The 19304-nt window shown below is 54.9% G+C and carries 17 protein-coding genes; 1 reads left to right on the plus strand and 16 read right to left on the minus strand.

The window, feature by feature from the left end; all coding sequences use genetic code 11:
* Positions 1-74: 74 nt before the first annotated feature.
* The 4 genes from AC2FGB_RS13210 to AC2FGB_RS13225 all read right to left on the minus strand — a co-directional run bounded on the left by AC2FGB_RS13210 (position 75) and on the right by AC2FGB_RS13225 (position 5642).
* The gene (locus AC2FGB_RS13210) at positions 75-2546 is read right to left on the minus strand and encodes a hypothetical protein (RefSeq protein WP_496693986.1); all 2472 of its coding nucleotides are present in this window, start codon (positions 2544-2546) and stop codon (positions 75-77) included.
* On the minus strand, positions 2543-4135 hold the full coding sequence (locus tag AC2FGB_RS13215) for a hypothetical protein (protein ID WP_496693987.1): 1593 nt from the start codon (positions 4133-4135) through the stop codon (positions 2543-2545). The genes AC2FGB_RS13210 and AC2FGB_RS13215 overlap by 4 nt, the downstream gene beginning before the upstream one ends.
* Positions 4132-5094: an HNH endonuclease gene (locus AC2FGB_RS13220; protein WP_496693988.1), complete on the minus strand. Its 963-nt coding sequence runs from the start codon at positions 5092-5094 to the stop codon at positions 4132-4134. The genes AC2FGB_RS13215 and AC2FGB_RS13220 overlap by 4 nt, the downstream gene beginning before the upstream one ends.
* A gap of 368 nt (positions 5095-5462) precedes the next feature.
* On the minus strand, positions 5463-5642 hold the full coding sequence (locus AC2FGB_RS13225; protein ID WP_496693989.1) for a hypothetical protein: 180 nt from the start codon (positions 5640-5642) through the stop codon (positions 5463-5465).
* 315 nt (positions 5643-5957) lie between these two features.
* Here AC2FGB_RS13225 and AC2FGB_RS13230 point away from each other — a divergent pair, with 315 nt between their 5' ends.
* Entirely contained in the window at positions 5958-6548 is a 591-nt protein-coding gene (locus AC2FGB_RS13230) for a hypothetical protein (protein WP_496693990.1), read from the plus strand.
* A gap of 153 nt (positions 6549-6701) precedes the next feature.
* Here AC2FGB_RS13230 and AC2FGB_RS13235 read toward each other — a convergent pair whose 3' ends face one another.
* The 12 genes from AC2FGB_RS13235 to AC2FGB_RS13290 form a co-directional block, all read right to left on the minus strand.
* Positions 6702-8024: a relaxase/mobilization nuclease domain-containing protein gene (locus AC2FGB_RS13235; RefSeq protein ID WP_496693991.1), complete on the minus strand. Its 1323-nt coding sequence runs from the start codon at positions 8022-8024 to the stop codon at positions 6702-6704.
* Positions 8021-8443, minus strand: a complete 423-nt coding sequence (locus AC2FGB_RS13240) for a hypothetical protein (RefSeq protein WP_496693992.1) — start codon at positions 8441-8443, stop codon at positions 8021-8023. The genes AC2FGB_RS13235 and AC2FGB_RS13240 overlap by 4 nt, the downstream gene beginning before the upstream one ends.
* 667 nt (positions 8444-9110) lie before the next feature.
* Positions 9111-10484, minus strand: a complete 1374-nt coding sequence (locus tag AC2FGB_RS13245) for an aspartate aminotransferase family protein (RefSeq protein WP_496693993.1) — start codon at positions 10482-10484, stop codon at positions 9111-9113.
* An 11-nt stretch (positions 10485-10495) separates the two neighbouring features.
* Entirely contained in the window at positions 10496-11971 is a 1476-nt protein-coding gene (locus AC2FGB_RS13250; protein WP_496693994.1) for an NAD-dependent succinate-semialdehyde dehydrogenase, read from the minus strand.
* 112 nt (positions 11972-12083) lie between these two features.
* Complete coding sequence (locus AC2FGB_RS13255) at positions 12084-12566, minus strand: Lrp/AsnC family transcriptional regulator (RefSeq protein ID WP_496693995.1); 483 nt, start codon at positions 12564-12566, stop codon at positions 12084-12086.
* A 23-nt stretch (positions 12567-12589) separates the two neighbouring features.
* Positions 12590-13582, minus strand: a complete 993-nt coding sequence (gene doeB / locus AC2FGB_RS13260; RefSeq protein ID WP_496693996.1) for a N(2)-acetyl-L-2,4-diaminobutanoate deacetylase DoeB — start codon at positions 13580-13582, stop codon at positions 12590-12592.
* 3 nt (positions 13583-13585) lie between these two features.
* Positions 13586-14773 carry an ectoine hydrolase DoeA gene (gene doeA, locus AC2FGB_RS13265; RefSeq protein ID WP_496693997.1) on the minus strand — a complete coding sequence of 396 codons (1188 nt, stop codon included), beginning with the start codon at positions 14771-14773 and terminating at the stop codon, positions 13586-13588.
* 15 nt (positions 14774-14788) lie between these two features.
* Complete coding sequence (gene eutC / locus AC2FGB_RS13270; RefSeq protein ID WP_496693998.1) at positions 14789-15781, minus strand: ectoine utilization protein EutC; 993 nt, start codon at positions 15779-15781, stop codon at positions 14789-14791.
* Between the two features lies 1 nt (position 15782).
* Positions 15783-16772, minus strand: a complete 990-nt coding sequence (gene eutB / locus AC2FGB_RS13275) for a hydroxyectoine utilization dehydratase EutB (RefSeq protein ID WP_496689995.1) — start codon at positions 16770-16772, stop codon at positions 15783-15785.
* Positions 16773-16792: 20 nt separating this feature from the next.
* Complete coding sequence (eutA, locus tag AC2FGB_RS13280) at positions 16793-17557, minus strand: ectoine utilization protein EutA (protein ID WP_281995530.1); 765 nt, start codon at positions 17555-17557, stop codon at positions 16793-16795.
* Positions 17558-17565: 8 nt separating this feature from the next.
* Positions 17566-18003, minus strand: a complete 438-nt coding sequence (locus AC2FGB_RS13285; RefSeq protein WP_496689996.1) for a universal stress protein — start codon at positions 18001-18003, stop codon at positions 17566-17568.
* A gap of 12 nt (positions 18004-18015) precedes the next feature.
* Entirely contained in the window at positions 18016-19302 is a 1287-nt protein-coding gene (locus AC2FGB_RS13290; protein WP_282027707.1) for a TRAP transporter large permease, read from the minus strand.
* Positions 19303-19304 lie beyond the last annotated feature (2 nt).

Here is a 19304-nt window from a genome sequence, read left to right on the forward strand (position 1 = left end):
CCCGTTCAGAAACTCTGTCGACTTAACGCACTGAAAAAACGCTTTTTTCTCGTGTTCCATTTAATTGAAAACGATCATGCCCTGATCGGGTTTTTGGCATCTGCACCCGCGAAGGTTTCTTCGACTAAAGCACGGTGCCCTTTGAGGATTAGAGCAGGATCGATGCCAAGTGGCTCAGCGTAGCTCTTGTTCATCTGATCCATAACGCTGATGATGTCCTTGGCAAGAACCTCGTCTCTTGAGGGGAGCGTAAGCAAAAAGGCTGTCTTCGCCATGGGCTTGAGCAAGCCTTCGATACGGCTTTGCTCTTTGGCCGAAAGTGGAGCCTTCATGCACGCCTGAAGCGCCCAATAACAGGTTGCCCAGCACTCGTTGAAATCTCCTGGAACCTGGTCATGCTCTTTTGTGAGATGCAACAGCTTGATTGCCGGTTTGTTGCCGCCGAAGAACGTGAAGAGCAGGCGTCCGATAAGCACAGGCCAGCTATTTTTATCCCCTTCGACCGGAAGCACGCGAAGTGTTGAGGGATTATCCTTCGCTTCCTTGCTCTGGTGTGCATGCGGTGACGCTGCTGTGGCAAGGATCATAATCAGCGCTCGGAGACGGATAAGATCATAATTCTTCAGAGGCTCATTGGCGCTTTGACGGCCCTTGATATCCTCCTGAAACTTCTTCACGGCATTAATGAGCTGGCCTTGCGTCGCGCGGCGCTGCTGCGCACGGCGGATACGCTTCTCCTGCTCGATGTCTTCTTGCTCGGGACTCTTGGTGCCAAACTCAGCGCCTGCGTCCATGGCACCTTCGGCGTCTTCGGTTTCATCGCCAAGATCGAAGGCACCGTCATGCTGATCATCAGTGGCCTGATCTTCGTACTCCGCACCGAAGCCAATAATGCGATTGAGGATGACGCGCACGATTGAGACATCACTTCCAACAAGGCTGTTATATGACAGCTCATGGCCGCTTGTGCGAGGACGACGCCCTGCGATGAATTCCTCATAACTTAGAGATGTGTGGTTTTCAGGCGCGCTGCTATCGTCATTTGCGCTGTATTTCGGAAGCGAGATTGGTGCCTTTGGCGTGCTCTCGTCTTTCTCAAGTGCCTGAAGCTCGTTCATAATATCGAGCAGCGCGAGGCTCGCTTCTGTATCCCCTTCGAGCTCATCAAGCCGATTCTGGATGCCGGAGCGCCGCCTCTCTCTGATCTCCAGCTTCAGCGTGTCGATCCAGGTTATGATCACCGGAGAGGACCTGATTCCATTCGGAAAAGTGATCTGTGCAAAGGCCGGACGCTGATCAGCACTTTCGATTTGATAGCGGTTATCTTGCTCCGTGCCAGCAAGCAACGGTTTCAGAGTGCATGCGATCGGCAGTCCACGGATGCTTAGGAGTGAGATCGTGCAGTCTTGTGGATTTTCGATCGCTTTGCTGCGCCATATCAGGCTATCGGCTCGACCCTCGAAGGTGCCGGGATTCTTAGCAGCTAGCTCTGCCAGTGGCAGGTCCTCGGCATAGTCAGGCTCGCTTAAATCATGCGCAGCGATGATCTGGTCGTCGGTGAGAATGTCGCCCAGCTTGAGAGACTCGATAAGGGTGCCAGCAGGCAGTGCCCTGTAAAGGCAGGCCTCGGCGTTGCTGCCCGCAAAATTAGCGCCGCCGAGCGCTGCGCTCGTGCAGTTGGCGCTGCCGAATAGGACGTGATCGATACTTTCCGTTTGAGCGATTATGACCTTGGCGTGAATGAAGCGTCCCTCGCGAAACGTGCCACGATTATAGAGTTTAAGATTTTCTATGCGATGCGCGGCATCTTTCGGGAACTCCTTGGTGTCCGGATCAACGAGGACAACGACACCTTCAGGCTCTAGTCGCTCTGTGAGATAAGACAAGGCGTCAAGTTCAGGGTCCCAATAAGGACTAATGACAATCAGACGGGTAACTGGCCCTTCGATCAAATCAGCAAAGCGCCGCGCGATCCCGGCCGTCTCACCGCTGAGCAGAAGCCCTGCCAGCGTGCCGTCAGCTAGCTCAACCGGGCCACTCGCTGGCGTCGTGGCTTCGAGCCATCCGGCGCGTGAGCGCAGCCATGCAATCTGGTCGTTTACAGACTGCTGCGCACCGTCGGCAAAGCGCGCGGCATAGTGCCAGGCCTGAGCGATGAGTTGCTGCTCACCAGAGCTATCTTCATCGCAGCTGAGCGTGCCAATGATCTCAAGATTACCAGCGAGACCCGATGGGGTAAGGTTCGCAGAACCGATGATCAGCCGACCTCCTTTTCTGCCAAATTGAAGAAAGAGCTTCGGGTGGAAAACGCCTGCAGCACTTGCGCCGCTCACCGTGTAATGCGTGCCAGCGCGTTGTGGCAGTTCCGAAGCACCACCTAGCGCATGGCTCAGCATGCGACCATCTGCGATTACCAAGTTGTTGCGACAACCGGCACCGCGCAGCCGTGAGAGTGCGATTGACTCATAGGAATCGAAATCAATACTGAACGTGGTGGCAACGCTCGTGTGAAAATTCTTGTCAGCAAATCGCTCGTACAGCCTCATGAAGCGGTCACGGCCTCCACTCCGTAGTCGGTCAGGCCCTGACCGCCAATTAAATGAACGTCCTTAAGAAATGTGATGGCCGGACCCAGCCGAGGGTTCGTGAATACCGGGCCATCCTTCTCGCGCAAACGGAGCCTCCCTTCATCGGACTCGATCAGGAAGGTGTAGTCTCCGCTCCTAAATTTGCGTGCGGCAACCCATAGGTGACGCCGCACGATCTTCAGCTCAATGATCTTGCCAAGTATCTCACGGAACGGAAGATCAGCATGCTCATCTAGAAACCGCGTCTCTGTCAGGATCGTCTGGAAGGCCTCGGAAGTGAAACCACCAAGTTCAGCCTCGACCGGATGTTCTTCATCTCGCACACGCTTGTGAAGTACCGCAAGAAGCTGCACGGCTTTCCAGGCGATCTCCGGTGAGCAAGTGCTTTCGTTTCTCCGCCCAGCGCCCCGCATGATGTCTGTGCAGAACCGGTATTCAGACAGCTCACTACTTTCTTCGTAGGGGTTGGCCGCTGTTTCGGTTCCTTGCAGCAGAGCGGCCCAGCTCTCAGGTGCCGGCACTGCCACGTCAAGGATTTGATCGACGCACTCTGATATCAGCTGATCTAGCGGCAGTCCTGTGCTGTGGTTGCCAAGCGTGTCGAGCGTGAATTTTAGAAGTGTTTCCAGTGCAATGTGGCAAAGGTCACTGGCCTGGTACACCCACCAGCGCTGCCTTTGATCTTCAAGTGCCGGATCTTCTAGCTCAAGCGCACGACCGTTCTGATCCTGCCCCGCGTAAAGCACCCAACGCACCTGATCGCCCGAGGGTTCGCATTTGAGCAGGGCAGAAATCTTCAGAATGAGTAGCAAGCTCAAACGGCGGGAGCGTGCATTCAGATCATCCTCATCTTGAGCGGACAGCAAAAGGTCTTGATAGAGCGCGCGTTCATCGCCAGCAGTCGGGATTTCCGATGGGACTATCGGTGCCAGCCTATCTATTTCCTGCTTGGAGGCTGAACCGCGCGCAATGAGCTCTATGAAGAGTGACGCAAGCTCACCGAGCTCATCTTCGAGGATTTGCGCAAGACGATCACCAAAGGTCTTGCTCGGCACTGGCAGAATATGATCCGGGCTTTCCCAGAAGATGCCGATCGCAAAAAGCTGGCTGCCATAGGCTGCACCATATGCGCCCCACGCCTGTTTGAGATACTTGGTTTCACTATCAGGATCAGCAGCCGCCGCAAAATCTATGACTTCGCCAAGCGTGTTCTCATATGCTTTTTCGGCCCATTGAATTCCAGCTACACCTCCCTGATTTCCGGCACGGTAAGAGATGAGCGCGTATAATGCCTCGGCGCGCCGCACAAATGTCTTCCAGCGCTCCGGATCATTTGAGCCATCAGTCTTTGCGTAGGTTCGGCAAAGCCAAGCATAGAGGCCGTAATAACGCATACGCAGAGTCACGTTACTGATACCAGGCAGGAACGTCTGGTAGAGATTGACACTGCTGTTCTGCATGCCGAGTGGGTCAAGCCCGTTCTTTTTCTGATACTCTGTCCATTCCGGCAGAGCGATATGGATTGTATCAGCTTGCTCCGCGCTCAATATCTTTTGCTCCTAGCCGTCTTATTATTTTGTCCCTTGTCCTGCTCATCGCGCTGGTAAAAGTAGCCTTTGCGGAAACCGCCGCGCTCATTCTTTTTCATTTTCGCGAGGCGCAAAAGTTCATCGTTGCTCACCCCGTATTGATCGCCAAGGGCGAATATAACCTCAATAAGATCAGCCAATTCTTCGCGTTTATGCTGCTCATCTTTGGCAGCAATCAGTTCCGCGTGCTCTTCTGTCAGCTTGTCGTAGAGCGCGCTTGTCAACGCTTTCCCTTTTAGCTCTTTGATAACTGGGCTTCGCCCCTCGGCGCGGATCAGATCAGGGATATGGTCGCGTACAAGCTTGTCGCGACGCCGGAAATCCGTTTCGTCCCTATCTCTTTTTGCGCGATTACAAGAGAAACAGAGCGCCTGAAGATTTTCCGGATCGTTGACGTCGATAAGTTTGCCATTCAAACGGACTTTTCCGTCTTTGTTGGCCTTAGAACGCGGCACGATGTGGTCGATATCAATGGGACGCACTTCTGCGGAGATGCCACAGAGTTGGCATTTGCCCTTAGCTGATTTTAGGATTTCATAGCGAACTGACGCTCCCGCATCAGGCGCTCGTTCACGTGATCTCTTACGCTCCACCCAAGTGGCGATCTTTTCATCGCAGATAGCCATCGCTTCATCACGATCATCTGCGCGCGCGGGATACGGGAGTAGCCGAAAAATAGAGCCATTACGCTCATATTCAACGATGCCATGCTTGGTCAACGTGATCTTAGGCCAACGCATAACGATGCGTTCGTAGTATTCCTGCACTGCAAGGTCATGACCCGCTAGAGCAGTTGCTAGTTCTGCCTTGGTGCAGGTGCCTTTGTTTAGCAGCAGTTCCTTAACAACAACCGGTTGATAGACATCCGTCATAGACATGCCGCTGCGCAAAAACTCAAGTAAATCAGGCGTTTTCATACGATCAGCATAGAAGAACCTTACGCATCTACGCTATGCCTAATCGGCTAAGACCTCTATAGATCCACATTTTTAGTTTGGCGCACCCTTCGGGGCGGGCTGACTTTGTCTTCCTTGTTTTGGGGTCTGCGACCCCCTTCGCCGTCAAGACCAAGCCCTTCGCATGTGCTGCGGGCGGGGTCAGCGGTCTCCCCATCCTTCCGCACTCCGCTTGTGCAGGACGGGTGATCTCCCACCGCTGCCTCCGGTCTGTGACGGTCTCCCCCCGCTCATTGGCGCGGGCCTAGTCCGGTTGCATGCGCAACCGACTGTCCAGATTTAGAAAAGCAAGGGAATACGGCTGACCATGCAGCCAGCCGCATCTGAAGTTACAGGCTTGGCGAACGGGTCGCCAGCTCAGCTTCAACGTTTCGCATCGTGACAAGCGCCTGGCGCTGTTCCTGCGAGCCGCGCGGGGCGGCGGTGAAGGCTATGAATGCCTCTTTACGCAGACCGTACAATTCGGCGGTGCTCAGCGTTGCCGCTTCAAATCGAGAGACAAGTTTCATGTCATCCTCCTTTGGCTTCAAGGAGGCCCCGAACCGCTCAGGGCCTTTCGGCCCTGGCACACATCATTGGTCAATGAAGGCTCTGATGGTTCGGACTGACGCTAGAACGTCACAGGAGGATGCGCAGGGAACGCATCGACGGTTTGTGGCTGCTATCGCCCAAAGCACTACAGGATTGATCACGGGTTGATCGGAAATAGGCAGGCATCACGTCGTCGCTGCCCTGTGACAGCCTGTGGATGAGATCAAAAATATGATTGTCTGCATGGTATCCTCTCTGCAAAAATATGTGTTCGTTCAAATAGTGGTGAGGCTATGGCAGAGATAAAGGGAAATGAATTTATTAACTCTGTCGAAGTGGCGTTCCGCTTCTTAAGTGATGATCTGGGTTATAATTTCACCGGCATTAACGCAATTGTGGCCGCATACGACAATTCTGATTTTTGCATTCGTTTTGAGTATGAAGAGCGCTCTGGCTACGTTGATTTATCCATCGAATCGAAAACCCAAAAAGATATAACCCTTTCTTTGGGGGACCTAGCTGAAGCCTTTGGTGGTGAGTTAGAGCAGTATAAGTTGGGCTTGTCTGCATACGAGATAGATGTCTTGGGCCGATGTCTGACCAGACTTGGATCGGCAATGAATCAAGAGCTAAACGGCCTGCTATCCGGAGACGAGACGGCGCTAAAACGCGCAGTTGGTGTGTATAATCAGCGCTACGCTGAGATGATTGAAGATATGGAGTATGGAGGGTTGCATGGCAGCGCATGCGACGCGTGGGACGTACAGGACTTTCATCGCTTTCTGGAAATTATCAAGAAAATACCACATGCGTTTAGAACGAATTCAGAGCACCGTCGCGCCAGAATTGCCGAGATCAAAGTTCAAGAAAGCTCGCGGCAATAGATTTTAATATTTGGCTTTTTTGTTCAAAGGTGTCTTCTGCAAAATCAAAATTTGCGAATATTTGATCAATACGGTGCAGGCTTTATTGCTGAGGTTCTTGACTTCGGCTCTGCCAAGCCTCCTTAGCGCTAGCAGTTTAAATTAAAGTGGCTTTCATGGCTCAAAGCCCCGTCTGCGACTGTGCCTAGAACGCTGGGCACGTTGTCGGTTTTCCTCATCACGGTTTCGTTCCTTTTTGCTCGTCCGCGTGTGATCGGGATCAGGCCGATCAAGGCGCATGTAGTGTGCTGCATCCTCGCGCAGTTTCAGAAGCTCTTCTTGCGATGCTTCCCGCTGAGCCATGATCTCCCGCTGAAGCCCTTGCCGCTCTTCAATCTGCCGAACTACCAGCGTATCTTTCTCACTGCGGTCACGGCGGAAGGATTCAAGCGCTTCATGCTCGTTCTGTTCTTTCATCTTCGCATAGCGTCCGGTCAGCCGATCCCAGATGCCAGAGAAACCCTTCGGCATACGCTCTGCACGCTGGCGCGATTCCGCCTCCCAGCGCTTCTCATGGGCTTCGGTCATCTGCCTGCGTTCTTCCTGGTGCCGTCCAACGACCTCCGCCTTTTGGAATTTGATCTGCAATGAACGCCGTGCCGCATCGCGCTCCACGTCCTTGATGAATTGTTGCAGCTTGGCAGATATGCCGCCTGCGATCTCGGCCTTCACATGATTGACGGAGCGCAGAGTCTGCGGATCACCAAGCTTGGCCTCAACGTCTTTTGCCTTTACGCCGCTATAGCGTGCAATGGCATAGACCTCGCCGCGATAGTCAACGGCAACAAAGCCGCGCCGATCACCCTTGGCGAGCCAGAACCCACGCTCTTTCAATGCTTGTTTGAAGGCCGCACGGTTATCGGACGCCTTCCATACATTCTGGAAGACGGCCTTCAGCTCCTTCGGATCGAGTCCCGCCCGTTTGGCTTGCTGCCATTCATTGTGCGTGAAGCTGAGGGGATCACGCAGGCGGCGATCCTCAAGTCCGCGCGGCATGTCCCAGCCATGTTCCAGGAAGAGCTGGCGCGAGACATCACGCAGCTTGATTTTGTAGTGGGGCAGGTTCAGCGCCCGCATCCGCTCACTATCGATCCGCGACCACACAGCGTGCGCATGACGCCGCCCGTCTTTTTCATGGAAGACGATGGCGCGGGGCTGATTTTCTAGCCCCATCTTTTCTTCAACCTTGCGGATAGCGTCTTCGAAATCTTCGATGCTGGCGTTCACACCTTCGGGCGGATTGAAGCTCATTGAGAACAGATACTTCTCGCAGCGCGTTCCCCGCGCGATGGCATCGGCTTCGCCGAATGCCCCGATCAGATCATCACTGATGAAGCCGCGCACCTCATGCAGTTCGACATGCTCATTATCCCGCATCGCCAGCAGATAGCGCCCAAGCTGCGGGGCGTTGCCACGTTCTTTGGCTTTCAGGATCATGGCTCGCGCCCCGGCACTTTTCCGAGCGCAGCCAGGAGTGCATCGCGCATTTCGGAGATATCACGACAGGCTTCGATCAGTTCAGCTTCAGTTTCCGGCGTGACAGGCAGGGAGCCTGTATTCACCGCCTTGGCGAGTTGATTAAGGTTGGAAGACAGGCGCGACTGCCCAAGCGCTCCCACCAAGCGGCCAAGGACTTCCTTGTCCCCAACAGGGCTATTACCGCTTCGTTTGCGCGGTGCAGCATCATCGCCGAACAGCCGCTCGCGGATATAGGCGGCAAGGGTTTTGTCGCCCCGCTCAGCGTCGAGCCTTGCCCGTTCTTCATAAGTCAGGCGCAGCGAGAACGGCGGCGGGTATTTTGGTTTCTCCGCGTCTGGTTTCGCTATCTTGTTGAAATTATGGCGTGAATGGGTCATTATCACACCTCAGACTCTCAGAGTCTAACGATGCGAGATGGTGTTCCCATTCTTCAAGGACCTGAAAAAGCTGGTTCGAGCTTTCTCCCGTTAGGCCCACCAAAACCTCATTCAGATATTTTGCGTCACTTAAGACTCTGAATAGAAAAGATAATTCTCCGGTTCGAAGACCCGATTTGGAAGAGTAACTTCCCTTCTGAACAAATTGCATTCTAAGCAGCGCTCTCTTGCCCCTATAGTCGCTTTTTTCCATACTTTCCAAGATTTTGACAGAATTTCGGCGACCGGTTCGAACATCTCTTCAAAATTCCTATGCGGAACTTCGAAATCTTCCAACTTCCGCTTGAGCTCTTCCTGCTTCATCGTCTGTCTGGCTACAGGAATGACAACCCACACGTTGCGGACTTTTCCGCCGCTCCACCCATGATTGATAATATCTGGTCTGTAGCACATTGCGACAATTGTGACGTGTGCTTGTTTCAAGTTTCAATCTTGGCCGCTTTGACCGGATTGGGCCGTATAGTAAGGAATCTTGGAATTGCGGCCTGATCCAGGCAATATTGCCAAATCAAAGCGGTCTCAATCGAGTGCTGTGCCCACCCCGGAGTTTGATGCGGTAATGTCGACCACTATCCACTCAGCCAAGGGTGGGCGAGACAGACATCCCCTAGCCTAATACTGCTGTAACCGCGCGCAGAGTTGCGGCGACGACGGTATCAGCTTCTTCACGACTCAGGCAAAACGGTGGCGCGAAGCCCAAGATGTCGCCTTGCGGCATAGCGCGTGCGATGACCTTATCCTGTGCCAAAAGAGCGGCTGAGACTTGCGGGCCGATCTTGTCCGCGGAGTCAAAGAAGGTGCGGCTATCTTTATCCTTCACGAACTCGACCGCGCACAACATTCCTTCGCCGCGCACATCGCCGACATTGGCGTGTGCTGACAGTGCATCCTTCATCGACTGCTTCAGATAAGCGCCGACTTTGCCTGCGTTTTCGATCAGGTTCAGATCATCAATCAGTTTGAGGTTTGCCACACCGGCCGCCGCCCCGATCGGGTGTGCCGAATAGGTCCAGCCGTGGCCGATGGCGCCGTTTTCATCCGTGCCCTGTTCCAGCACCTTCCACACTTTTTCAGAAACAATCGAACCTGACAGCGGCGCGTAGGCCGAGGTGAGGCCTTTGGCGATGGCGATGAGATCGGATTCCAAGCCGTAATGCTCCGACCCGAACATGCTGCCCAGGCGGCCAAACCCGGTCACAACTTCATCGGCAACCAACAGGATGTCATGCTTGCGCAATACGGCCTGGATGGCGGCCCAGTAGCCTTCGGGCGGGGGCACGATACCGCCGGTTCCCAACACCGGCTCGCCAATAAACGCGGCGATTGTATCAGCGCCTTCACGTTCAATCAGCGCCTCCAGTTCAGTAACGCAATGCGCGACGAATTCGGCTTCGCTTTGGTCCAGATTATCGCGGCGGAAATAATAGGGCGCTTCGGTATGAACCACCTGCGTGAGCGGCAGATCGAACTTTTTGTGGAATAGTTCCAGCCCAGTCAGCGACCCGGTGACAAGGCCCGAGCCATGATACCCTCGCCAGCGCGAGATGATCTTTTTCTTTTCGGGGCGGCCCAGGATATTGTTGTAATACCATATTAATTTGACGTTGGTCTCATTTGCATCTGAACCGCCCAGACCGAAATAGACCTTGGACATGTTCGAAGGCGCGCGATCAAGGATCATCTTGGACAGGGTGATGGAGGCTTCTGTGCCGTGGCCTACGTAGGAATGATAATAGGCCAACTCGCGGGCTTGATCCGCAATCGCTTCGGCAATTTCCTGACGGCCATAGCCCACATTCACGCAATAAAGTCCTGCAAAGGCGTCCAGCAATTTGGTACCATCACGGTCTTCGATATGGACCCCGCTTGCGGTTTTGATCACACGGGTCGCTGTTTCGCCCCGCGCGTGCTGGGCCAGATGAGTGGAGGGATGGAAAAAGTTCTCGCGGTCCCATTGGTCAAGTTGATCGTTCTTCAGCATCTTTTCACTCCTCATGCCCAGTCGCGGCAGACATATTTGATTTCGGTAAACTCTTCCATTCCCCGCCTTGCCCCTTCACGGCCCAGACCGGATTGTTTGGTGCCGCCAAAGGGGATCGGCGCGCCGGTGACCTTGGTGCGATTCACCGCCACCATGCCAAATTGCAATTCACGAGATACGCGGTAAATACGGCGTGGGTCATGGCTGTGCAGATACGCAACCAGACCGTATTCGGTGTCATTGGCCCGGGCGATCACCTCTTCTTCGGTATCAAAGGGCGCAATGGCCGCCACAGGGCCAAATGTTTCCTCTGACATAAGCACGGCATCGGCGGGCACGTCGGTCAGAACCGTGGGCTGATAAAACAGCGGGCCGAGAGGATCCCTTGCACCTCCGCACGCCAGTTTGGCCCCCTTGGCCAGCGCATCGGCGACATGTTCTTCCTGCTTTTGAACCGCCTTTTCATTCATCAGAGGGCCGATGTCGGGGTCGTCCATACCGATGCCAAGGGACAGCCTGCGGGTCGCTTCGGTAAACTGCGAGCAGAATGCGTCGTAAATTGAGCGCTCCACAAATATCCGATTGGCGCCAAGACAGTCCTGCCCGGATGTGGCGAATTTGGCCTTGATCGTTTCAGAAACCGCAATTTCAAGATCGGCCCCTTTGAACACAATCACCGGTGCATGCCCGCCTAGTTCCATTACAAGTTTTTTCACTGTGTCGGCGGACTGACGGTAAAGTAACCGTCCGATTTCGGTGGAGCCTGTAAACGAGAGTGCCCGAACACGGGTGTCTTTCGTCCAAGGTTCGACCACGGTCGAGGCCTGGCCGGTGACCACGTTGAACACGCCCGCCGGAATACCCGCCTTTTCCGCCAGTTCAGCCAACGCGAGGGCCGAAAACGGGGTTTCACCTGAGGGGTGAGCCACAACCGTACATCCCACTGCCATGGCTGCTGCTGCTTTGCGGGTCAGCATGGCAGCAGGGAAATTCCACGGAGTGATCATTGCCACCACCCCGACCGGCTCTAGCCAAACCTCGACCTCGGCATCGGGCAGATGGCTGGTGACGCCTTCAATATTGGGTCGCTTGGCCTCTTCTGCGTAGAATTCTACAAAAGACGCAGCATAATCAATTTCACCGCGCGCCTCGGACAGGGGCTTGCCCTGTTCCAGTACCATGATCCGTGCCAGATCTTCTTTGTGGTGCAGCATCAGGTCGAACCAACGGCGCAGAATGGCGGATCGGTCTTGTGGCAAGAGGCCCGACCAGGTCGGAAAGGCAGCTTGTGCCGCATCCACGGCGGCAGAGGATTCCTCTGCCGAAAGGCTGGCGGCCTCACCGATAACATCGCCAGTTGCCGGATCGGTGACGCGGATGGTGTAACCCGACGAAGCTGCACACCATTTACCATTCACATAGGAAAAACTGCGCGCCAAAGATTTGTCAGCAATATCATCGCGCGCAGAAAGTGCAGTGTCTTTCATGGAAACCTCTCCCTCGATGCCCGACAATGTCGGGCATTACAGGCAAAGGATGAGACCAAATTTCGGGTCCAAAGCAGAGTATTCTGCTGTCAACCATCTCTCAGGCAGAGGGTTACTCCTGCCATCCAGCAATGAGGGAAAACGGCGGAACGCCCTGCCCCTTCACTGGTTTGGTGACAATATAGGTAAAATATTTTTCCAGACCTATGTCAGCATTGAGCATTTCATCAATCAGGCGTTGATAGGCATCGATATCGCGCGTCACGATTTGCAGGATGTAATCAAATCCTCCGCCAAGCGCCCAGCAGGCCAACACTTCTTCATAGCGTTGCATTGCGGCCTCAAAAGCCTGAAAGCTGGCAGCGGTATGATCGGACAGTTCGGCCGCAACAAAAACAGTTACATGTGGCCCAAGTTTGCGCAGGTTGATCTCGGCTCTATATCGCTTGATCAACCCGGCTTTTTCCAACTTTTTCAGCCGCTCCCAGCAGGGGGTGGGCGACAGGCCAACGCGGTCGGCCAAAGCCGTTTTTGTGATGCGCCCGTCGGTTGAAAGCACCCGTAGAATATCCAGATCGCGGGCGTCGAGCCGCATGGTCTCACCTCCGGGGAATAAAGTTATCCAGCGTTCAACCCGATCACCGCCGCGCAATCTCCCGCTTTGATGAGACCGGGAAAGTGGCGACTTATCAAAAGGCCCGTAACTTTGGCGCGGTATTCAATCGGGGCAATCCCGGTGCGATCAACGGGCCAAACGCGGGCCACAACATCGCCTTGGCTGACCTGTTCACCAAGATCAACCATCGGCTCGTAGAGGCCATCGTCTTCCGAGAAAACAAAGCAGTCACCATCGGGCATATCCAGGCGCACGGTGGGGTCAATCTGCATCTCGCCCTTCAGAATTCCAGCGTGAATCAGCACATTGCGCAGGCCCTTTTTTGCAACAGCAATCGACTTGGCTGTTGCAGAGCCACCACCGCCCAATTCTGTTGAAACCAGAACCTTACCCATATCTTCGACCGCGGTGTCGTACATTCCGACATTGTCGATCTCCAGTAGCTGCACCGAATAGGGGGCGTTAAAGGCGGCCATCGCGGCGAAACAGGCCGCTTCATTGGCTTTATCTTCAAGGATATGGGCCGCCGCGAAGGGCACGAAATCCAGCGTTTTTCCGCCCGAGTGAAAATCCACCGCAATATCGGCCATTGGCAAAAGAACGCGCTGGAAATAGTCGGCAATCTTTTCGGTTGGGGTGCCATCTGGCCGGCCCGGAAAGGCACGGTTCATATTGCCTTTGTCGATGGGGGACGTACGTAACCCGGCGCGATAAGCGGGATAATTGAAGGCAGGCACGATGATCACGCGTCCGGTGATGTCCTCGGGCTTTAGCGTAACCGTCAGTTCTTGCAACGCCACGGGCCCTTCATATTCATCGCCATGGTTGGCGCCGGTCAGCAAAGCCGTAGGCCCATCTCCGTTTTTGATAACCGTTAGCGGGATCATAATTGACCCCCAAGCACTGTCATCCCGGCTGTAAGGCAGCCGTAGGAAACCGTGGTGGATACCATCGCAATCCAGCGGGATCGTCGGGGAAATTGGGTTGGGTGTCATTACTCAGTCCTTCACAACCATTTTGCGGGGCACGTTGGCCAGGCACTCATGGCCGGATCTAGTGATGCGGATGCTTTCAGTAATCTCAAAACCCCAATCCTCCATCCAGAGGCCGGTCATGAAATGCAGGGTCATGTTCTCCTGCAGAACCGTCTTGTCGCCGGGACGAAGCGAGAAGGTCCGTTCGCCCCAGTCAGGCGGGTAGCTGACACCGATCGGGTAACCGGTGCGGTTATCTTTGGTGATCCCGTATTTCTTTAGCACGCTGAAGAAGGCAATGGCGACATCCTCGCAGAGGTTGCCCTCTTTTGCAGCCTCCAGCCCGGCCTCCATGCCCTCAAGCACAGCCTTTTCAGCGTCGAGGAATGTTTGCGTGGGCTTTCCAAGGAAGACCGTGCGCGACAGCGGGCAGTGGTAGCGTTTGACGACACCTGCGATCTCGAAAAACGTGCCTTCGCCGGATTTCATTGGTTGATCGTCCCATGTCAAATGCGGGGCTGAGGCATCCGCGCCTGAGGGCAAAAGTGGCACCAGCGCGGGATAGTCTCCGCCCGCACCGATCTGTGCGTCATAGCGTAAGGCCGCATCATAGATTTCCGCCACCAGATCGCATTTACGGATGCCCGGCTCGACCTTTTCAAAGATACGTTCATGCATACGGCCCACAATGCGGCCTGCTTGGCGCATGTATTCCAGCTCGGTTTCAGATTTTACCGCGCGCTGCCAGTTGACCAACGCAGTCGCATCGGAAAATTTGGCATTTGGCATGTGGTGCTGTAGCGCGGCAAAGGCCGCAGCTGTGAACCAGTAGTTGTCCATCTCAACGCCGATATGGCCCTTATCCAGCTTACGATCGGCCAGCTGTGCCGACAGGTAATCCATCGGGTGACGTTCGGTGGATTGTACATAATGGTCCGGGTAACCGATGATATTGGCGGGATCCATAAAGCAGGTGCGAAGCGCGCCATTGGCATCTTGTCCACGGCCGTACCAGACCGGCTCGCCAGTGAGACTCAGCACTACGCATTGATGCACGTAAAAAGACCAACCGTCATAGCCGGTCAACCAGTTCATGTTCGAAGGGTCCGTCACGATCAGAAGGTCAAGCCCACGTTCGGCCATGGCGGCGCGGTTTTTTGCAATGCGCTGGCTGAACTCATCGCGTGAGAAGTGGAGTTTTGGTTCTGGCATAGAATTAATCCGTTGTTAGCTTGAAAACGTGGTGCCTTTGCCTGAGTTTTCCGCGCGCTGGCGAGCAAGCGTGGCAATGGCGGTATCCTGGACACCCGTACCTGTCAGGTCAGCAATAATGATGTCACTGTCGGATTGTCGCCCCGGCGCCTTGTCGGAGGTGATATCACCCAGTTCAGCAAACCTGCCATCAGCCGGGAAAATGCCCACCGCAATGGCGCTGCGCAGCTCGCCTTTGAGGGCGCATTGGGCTTGGCTGTCGGGCACATAGAGCGTTGCCTTGGCAAGACAACCCGGGTCAAGCTCGACCTTGTGTTCCTGATCCGAACCCATCGCAATGACAAGCTGCCCCGGTTGCAGCCAGTCCGCTTTGATCAGCGGAATGTCCGAAAGGGTTGTCGTGACGATGATATCTGCCGAGGACACGGCACCCGCCCTATCAGTGCTGGCCGTGACGTCGACCCCAAGTTCTTCGCGAAGGCTGGAAGCCAAGGTTTCGGCCTTGGCCGCATCCCGCGCCCAGATCACAGCGCTTTCGATTCCGCGCACAAGGGTCAGCGCCTTTAGTTGTAGCTTCGCCTGCACACCAGCACCGATGATACACGCGCGTGTCGCATCCGCGCGTGCAAGGTGGCGCGCAGATACCGCTCCCGCAGCGGCGGTGCGCACATCCGTGAGATAACCATTATCCAGAAGCAAAGCTTCCAGAACGCCAGTGGTGCTTGAGAATAGCACCATCAAGCCTGATGTGCTGGGCAGGCCCAGCTTGGGATTATCGAAAAAGCCAGGACTCATCTTCATGGCAAAGCTGTCGATGCCCGGGACATAGGCGGACTTTACACATACCTCACCGTTATGATCTGGAACCATCAGTGTCATGATTGGCGGCATGACCACTTTGCCCCCGGCCAGTGTCGAAAAACCCTGTTCGATGCAGTCCACTGCATCGATATCGAGCGGCACCAGATCGCGCAATTCGGCTTCTGTCAGAATTTTAATCTGCGCCATTTTAGCCCTCCGCCGTCACATCTACATCTTCGCCGGAAATGATCCGGTGATGCAGCTGCATGTCGATGTTTCGCCCCGAGATCAGCGCGACGCACCGACCTGGGTCTTTGATTTTTCCCGCCAGAAGCGCGGCAATGCCGACACTGCCGGACCCTTCAATGATCTGACGTTCCTGCCAATAGGCGTGGCGGATGGCAGCAGCGATCTCGGTCTCGGTCACCAAAATCAGATCATCGACAAAGGCACGAGTCATGGCAAAAGTGTGCTGGTTGTCCAATCCAACCCCACCGCCCAGCGAGTCGGCCAGTGTCGACAGTTCTTCGACCAGAACCGGTTTCCCCGCCTTCTGGCTTTCATACATAGCCGCCCCGCGCTCCATCGAAATTCCGATAACGCGGACCTGCGGATTAACCGCCTTCATCACCATCCCGACGCCGGAAATCAGCCCGCCGCCCGACAGCGGCACTAGAACCGTTTCAAGATCCGGGGATTGTTCCAGCATTTCCAGTGCAACGGTGCTTTGCCCGGCAATGATATCGCGATGATCAAACGGGGGAAGCATGACCATCCCATCGGCGACCAGCCTGTCAACTTCTACCTGTGCGTCATCCTGAGAACGCCCGACAATGCGCACCTCTGCGCCCTGCGCCTTGATCCCATCCACTTTGTTTTGTGGAACCAGCTCGGACATGCAGATGATACACCGCACCCCGGCCTGCTTTGCCGCATAGGCCAAACCGCGCCCGTGATTGCCCGTCGATACACCTACCACACCTTTGGCGCGCTGCGCATCGCTAAGTGACAACACAGCATTGGATGCCCCGCGCAGCTTGAAACTACCGGTGATCTGGCCTTGCTCCAGCTTGAGGCGAATATCACTGCCCGTGGTTTTGCTCAGCACGTCTGAAGACATCGTCGGTGTAACCCGGATCGACTGTGCGATCCGCGCGCGCGCAGCAAAACTATCCTGAAGTGTGATTTCAGAGCTCATCTCTTGTCCTGACTTTCTTCCTATTTACTGAACAACATACCGCCCGCGGGATAATTCGAAGTAATCCCAAGATGCCTCATGCAGCGCCAAACCATCGCCTGATTGGAGGTAACAACCGGTTTGCCAAGCCGGGCCTCCAATTGTGCGACACATGGGGCGGCACGCACCGCCGTACAGGAAATAAAAAGCGCATCAGCATCGGGATCGCACGCAGCAACACCACCTTCGATAATGCTGTCCATTGAGACGCGCGCCATGTCGCGATCATCGGACAATCCAAAGCAAACAGCGTTCACCACGTCGAGGCCGTGTTGCGAGAAATAGGTGACCAGAGAATCCGTCACATCCTGCGTATAGGGCGTAAGAACGCTTACTTTTTTTACCCCCAAAGCCTCAAATGCATCAAAGGCTGCCGAGCTGGGTGTGACGCAAGGCGTGCCCGGCTTTGCGCTGTTCATGTGCTCGGCCACTCTGTCGTTCCCCAAAACTACCGAAGCTGCCGTGCATCCATAGACCAATACATCTAGCGCCTCGCCAGGCAGAATCTCTGCTGCGGCATCGGTCAGCAGCGGCCCTGTCTTCAAAAGGCTTTCATGTGTGGTTGGGTTTTCAAACCCGATCCGGTTTACATATACGCCCACATCATGCCCTTGCAGAATGCGTGCGAAGTCAGTTTCCGTCGTATGATCCGTGGCCAGCGTGACCAGCCCGATACGATGTGTGACAGGGCGAGCATCCAGGGCGAGAGCCACAGACGAAGTCGAAGATTGTATATCCAAAGCCATTGCCATCCTCACACCACCAGAACTGGGCATTGCGCAAGGCTGGTCACCTTGTGAGAGACGCTGCCCAGCAAATAGCCCTCAATCGATCCCAATCCCCGGCTGCCCATGACGATCAGGTCATTCTCATGTTCTTTGGAAAAGCTGACGATAGTCCGCGCCGTCGGCCCGCCTTTGACAAAGGCCCGGATGTTCTCGCACCCCGCCTCGCGCGCAATGGACGCGCCGCGTTCAGCAGTTATCTTTGCGTGATCGCGCATGATCCCGTCAATATCATCGGGCTTTTCTGCATCGATGACATACATCGATCCTTCCAGTATCGAATGATGACGGTAAAGCGTCAGTACCAACATTTCCGCATCACACAACTTAGCCAATTCAGCGGCTTTGCGAAGGGCGGCCTCTGATCCTTCAGACCCGTCAAAAGCAGCGAGTATTGATTTGAACATTTGTCGCTCCTTTTATTTGTTAAAGGCTATGTCGCGCAAAAACAGTGCCACCTGCGGGAAGAAGATCATCAAGACCGAGACACTCAAAAGCATGATCACGAAAGGCGGCGTTCCTCTGATTACTTCCAGATAGGGACGTTTGAACACCGCAACCGCCGTGAAGATATCGCATCCGAACGGCGGGGTGGCCGAGCCGATGGCGGCCTGCAATGTGATCAAAGTGCCGACCAGAATTGGGTCCAGCCCGGTTTTCTCGACCACGGGCGCAAAGATCGGAACAAAGATCAAGATGACCACGATGGGATCCACGAACATACAGCCGATGAAGAACGCAATCGCGATTGTGAACAGGACGCCGATCTGCCCCATTTCATCAATGCCAAGAGCGCCCAAAATCTGTTGCGGTATCTGCGCGAATGACAGAACCCAGGCAAAGGCAGCACCTGCCCCCACCAAAATAAAAACTACCGCCGTTACCATGCCCGTTGACAGGGCGACCTGGTATAGGCCGGTGATTTTCATTGTTTTGAAAATGAAGACTTCCAGCAACACCGCATAGGCCACGCTGATTGCTGCGGCTTCGGTCGGGCTGAAAACGCCGAAGAAGATGCCGCCGATGATCAGAACCGGGAAACCCAGCGGCCACAAGGCCCGTTTCACCGCTGCCGCGCGTTCGCACCATGTGGCGGCCGGTTCAGTGGGGACGTCATTTATTTTGGCGTAGATCATACTGTAGACCGAGAACATGAACAGGATTAACAATCCGGGCCCGATGCCCGCGATGAACAGTTCAGGGATGGAGGCCTTGGCAACTACACCGTAGATGATCATCCCAATACTGGGTGGGATCAGGAACGCGATGTCACTTGAGTTGACGATCAGGGCCAAAATGAAAGAATCCTTGTAGCCACCTTTCAGCATTCGGGGCCTGAGTGGCGTTCCCACCGCAACGACCGTGGCTTGGGTGGACCCGGACACGGCACCGAACAATGCGCAAGCCGCAGCTGTACTGACGGCCAACCCCCCTCGAACATGGCGAACAAAGGCCATGACCATATCAATCAGCCGCCCTGCGGACTGGCCACGTGTCATGATATCCGCTGCCAGAATGAACATAGGCACGGCGATCAATGAAGAGGGCCGGATACCACCCAACATTTGCTGAATCATAAACTCGGTTTTGTCGATTGTGCCAAACAGCTCGATCACGCCGATGAACGCGCCGGCAATGAGGGGAACCATCATCGGGAAACCCATAAGCAGCAGGACAACCATTGCGGAAAACATTAAGAGTGCCATGG

This window comes from Ruegeria sp. CDSC021 (assembly GCF_059610845.1).

Bases quoted from the DNA above. Each gene is read 5' to 3' on its own strand.
- AC2FGB_RS13210 (WP_496693986.1), bottom strand. From the start codon at position 2,546: ATGAGGCTGTACGAGCGATTTGCTGACAAGAATTTTCACACGAGCGTT.
- AC2FGB_RS13220 (WP_496693988.1), bottom strand. From the start codon at position 5,094: ATGAAAACGCCTGATTTACTTGAGTTTTTGCGCAGCGGCATGTCTATG.
- AC2FGB_RS13225 (WP_496693989.1), bottom strand. From the start codon at position 5,642: ATGAAACTTGTCTCTCGATTTGAAGCGGCAACGCTGAGCACCGCCGAA.
- AC2FGB_RS13230 (WP_496693990.1), top strand. From the start codon at position 5,958: ATGGCAGAGATAAAGGGAAATGAATTTATTAACTCTGTCGAAGTGGCG.
- AC2FGB_RS13235 (WP_496693991.1), bottom strand. From the start codon at position 8,024: ATGATCCTGAAAGCCAAAGAACGTGGCAACGCCCCGCAGCTTGGGCGC.
- AC2FGB_RS13240 (WP_496693992.1), bottom strand. From the start codon at position 8,443: ATGACCCATTCACGCCATAATTTCAACAAGATAGCGAAACCAGACGCG.
- AC2FGB_RS13245 (WP_496693993.1), bottom strand. From the start codon at position 10,484: ATGCTGAAGAACGATCAACTTGACCAATGGGACCGCGAGAACTTTTTC.
- AC2FGB_RS13250 (WP_496693994.1), bottom strand. From the start codon at position 11,971: ATGAAAGACACTGCACTTTCTGCGCGCGATGATATTGCTGACAAATCT.
- AC2FGB_RS13255 (WP_496693995.1), bottom strand. From the start codon at position 12,566: ATGCGGCTCGACGCCCGCGATCTGGATATTCTACGGGTGCTTTCAACC.
- doeB (WP_496693996.1), bottom strand. From the start codon at position 13,582: ATGACACCCAACCCAATTTCCCCGACGATCCCGCTGGATTGCGATGGT.
- doeA (WP_496693997.1), bottom strand. From the start codon at position 14,773: ATGCCAGAACCAAAACTCCACTTCTCACGCGATGAGTTCAGCCAGCGC.
- eutC (WP_496693998.1), bottom strand. From the start codon at position 15,781: ATGGCGCAGATTAAAATTCTGACAGAAGCCGAATTGCGCGATCTGGTG.
- eutB (WP_496689995.1), bottom strand. From the start codon at position 16,772: ATGAGCTCTGAAATCACACTTCAGGATAGTTTTGCTGCGCGCGCGCGG.
- eutA (WP_281995530.1), bottom strand. From the start codon at position 17,557: ATGGCTTTGGATATACAATCTTCGACTTCGTCTGTGGCTCTCGCCCTG.
- AC2FGB_RS13285 (WP_496689996.1), bottom strand. From the start codon at position 18,003: ATGTTCAAATCAATACTCGCTGCTTTTGACGGGTCTGAAGGATCAGAG.
- AC2FGB_RS13290 (WP_282027707.1), bottom strand. From the start codon at position 19,302: ATGGCACTCTTAATGTTTTCCGCAATGGTTGTCCTGCTGCTTATGGGT.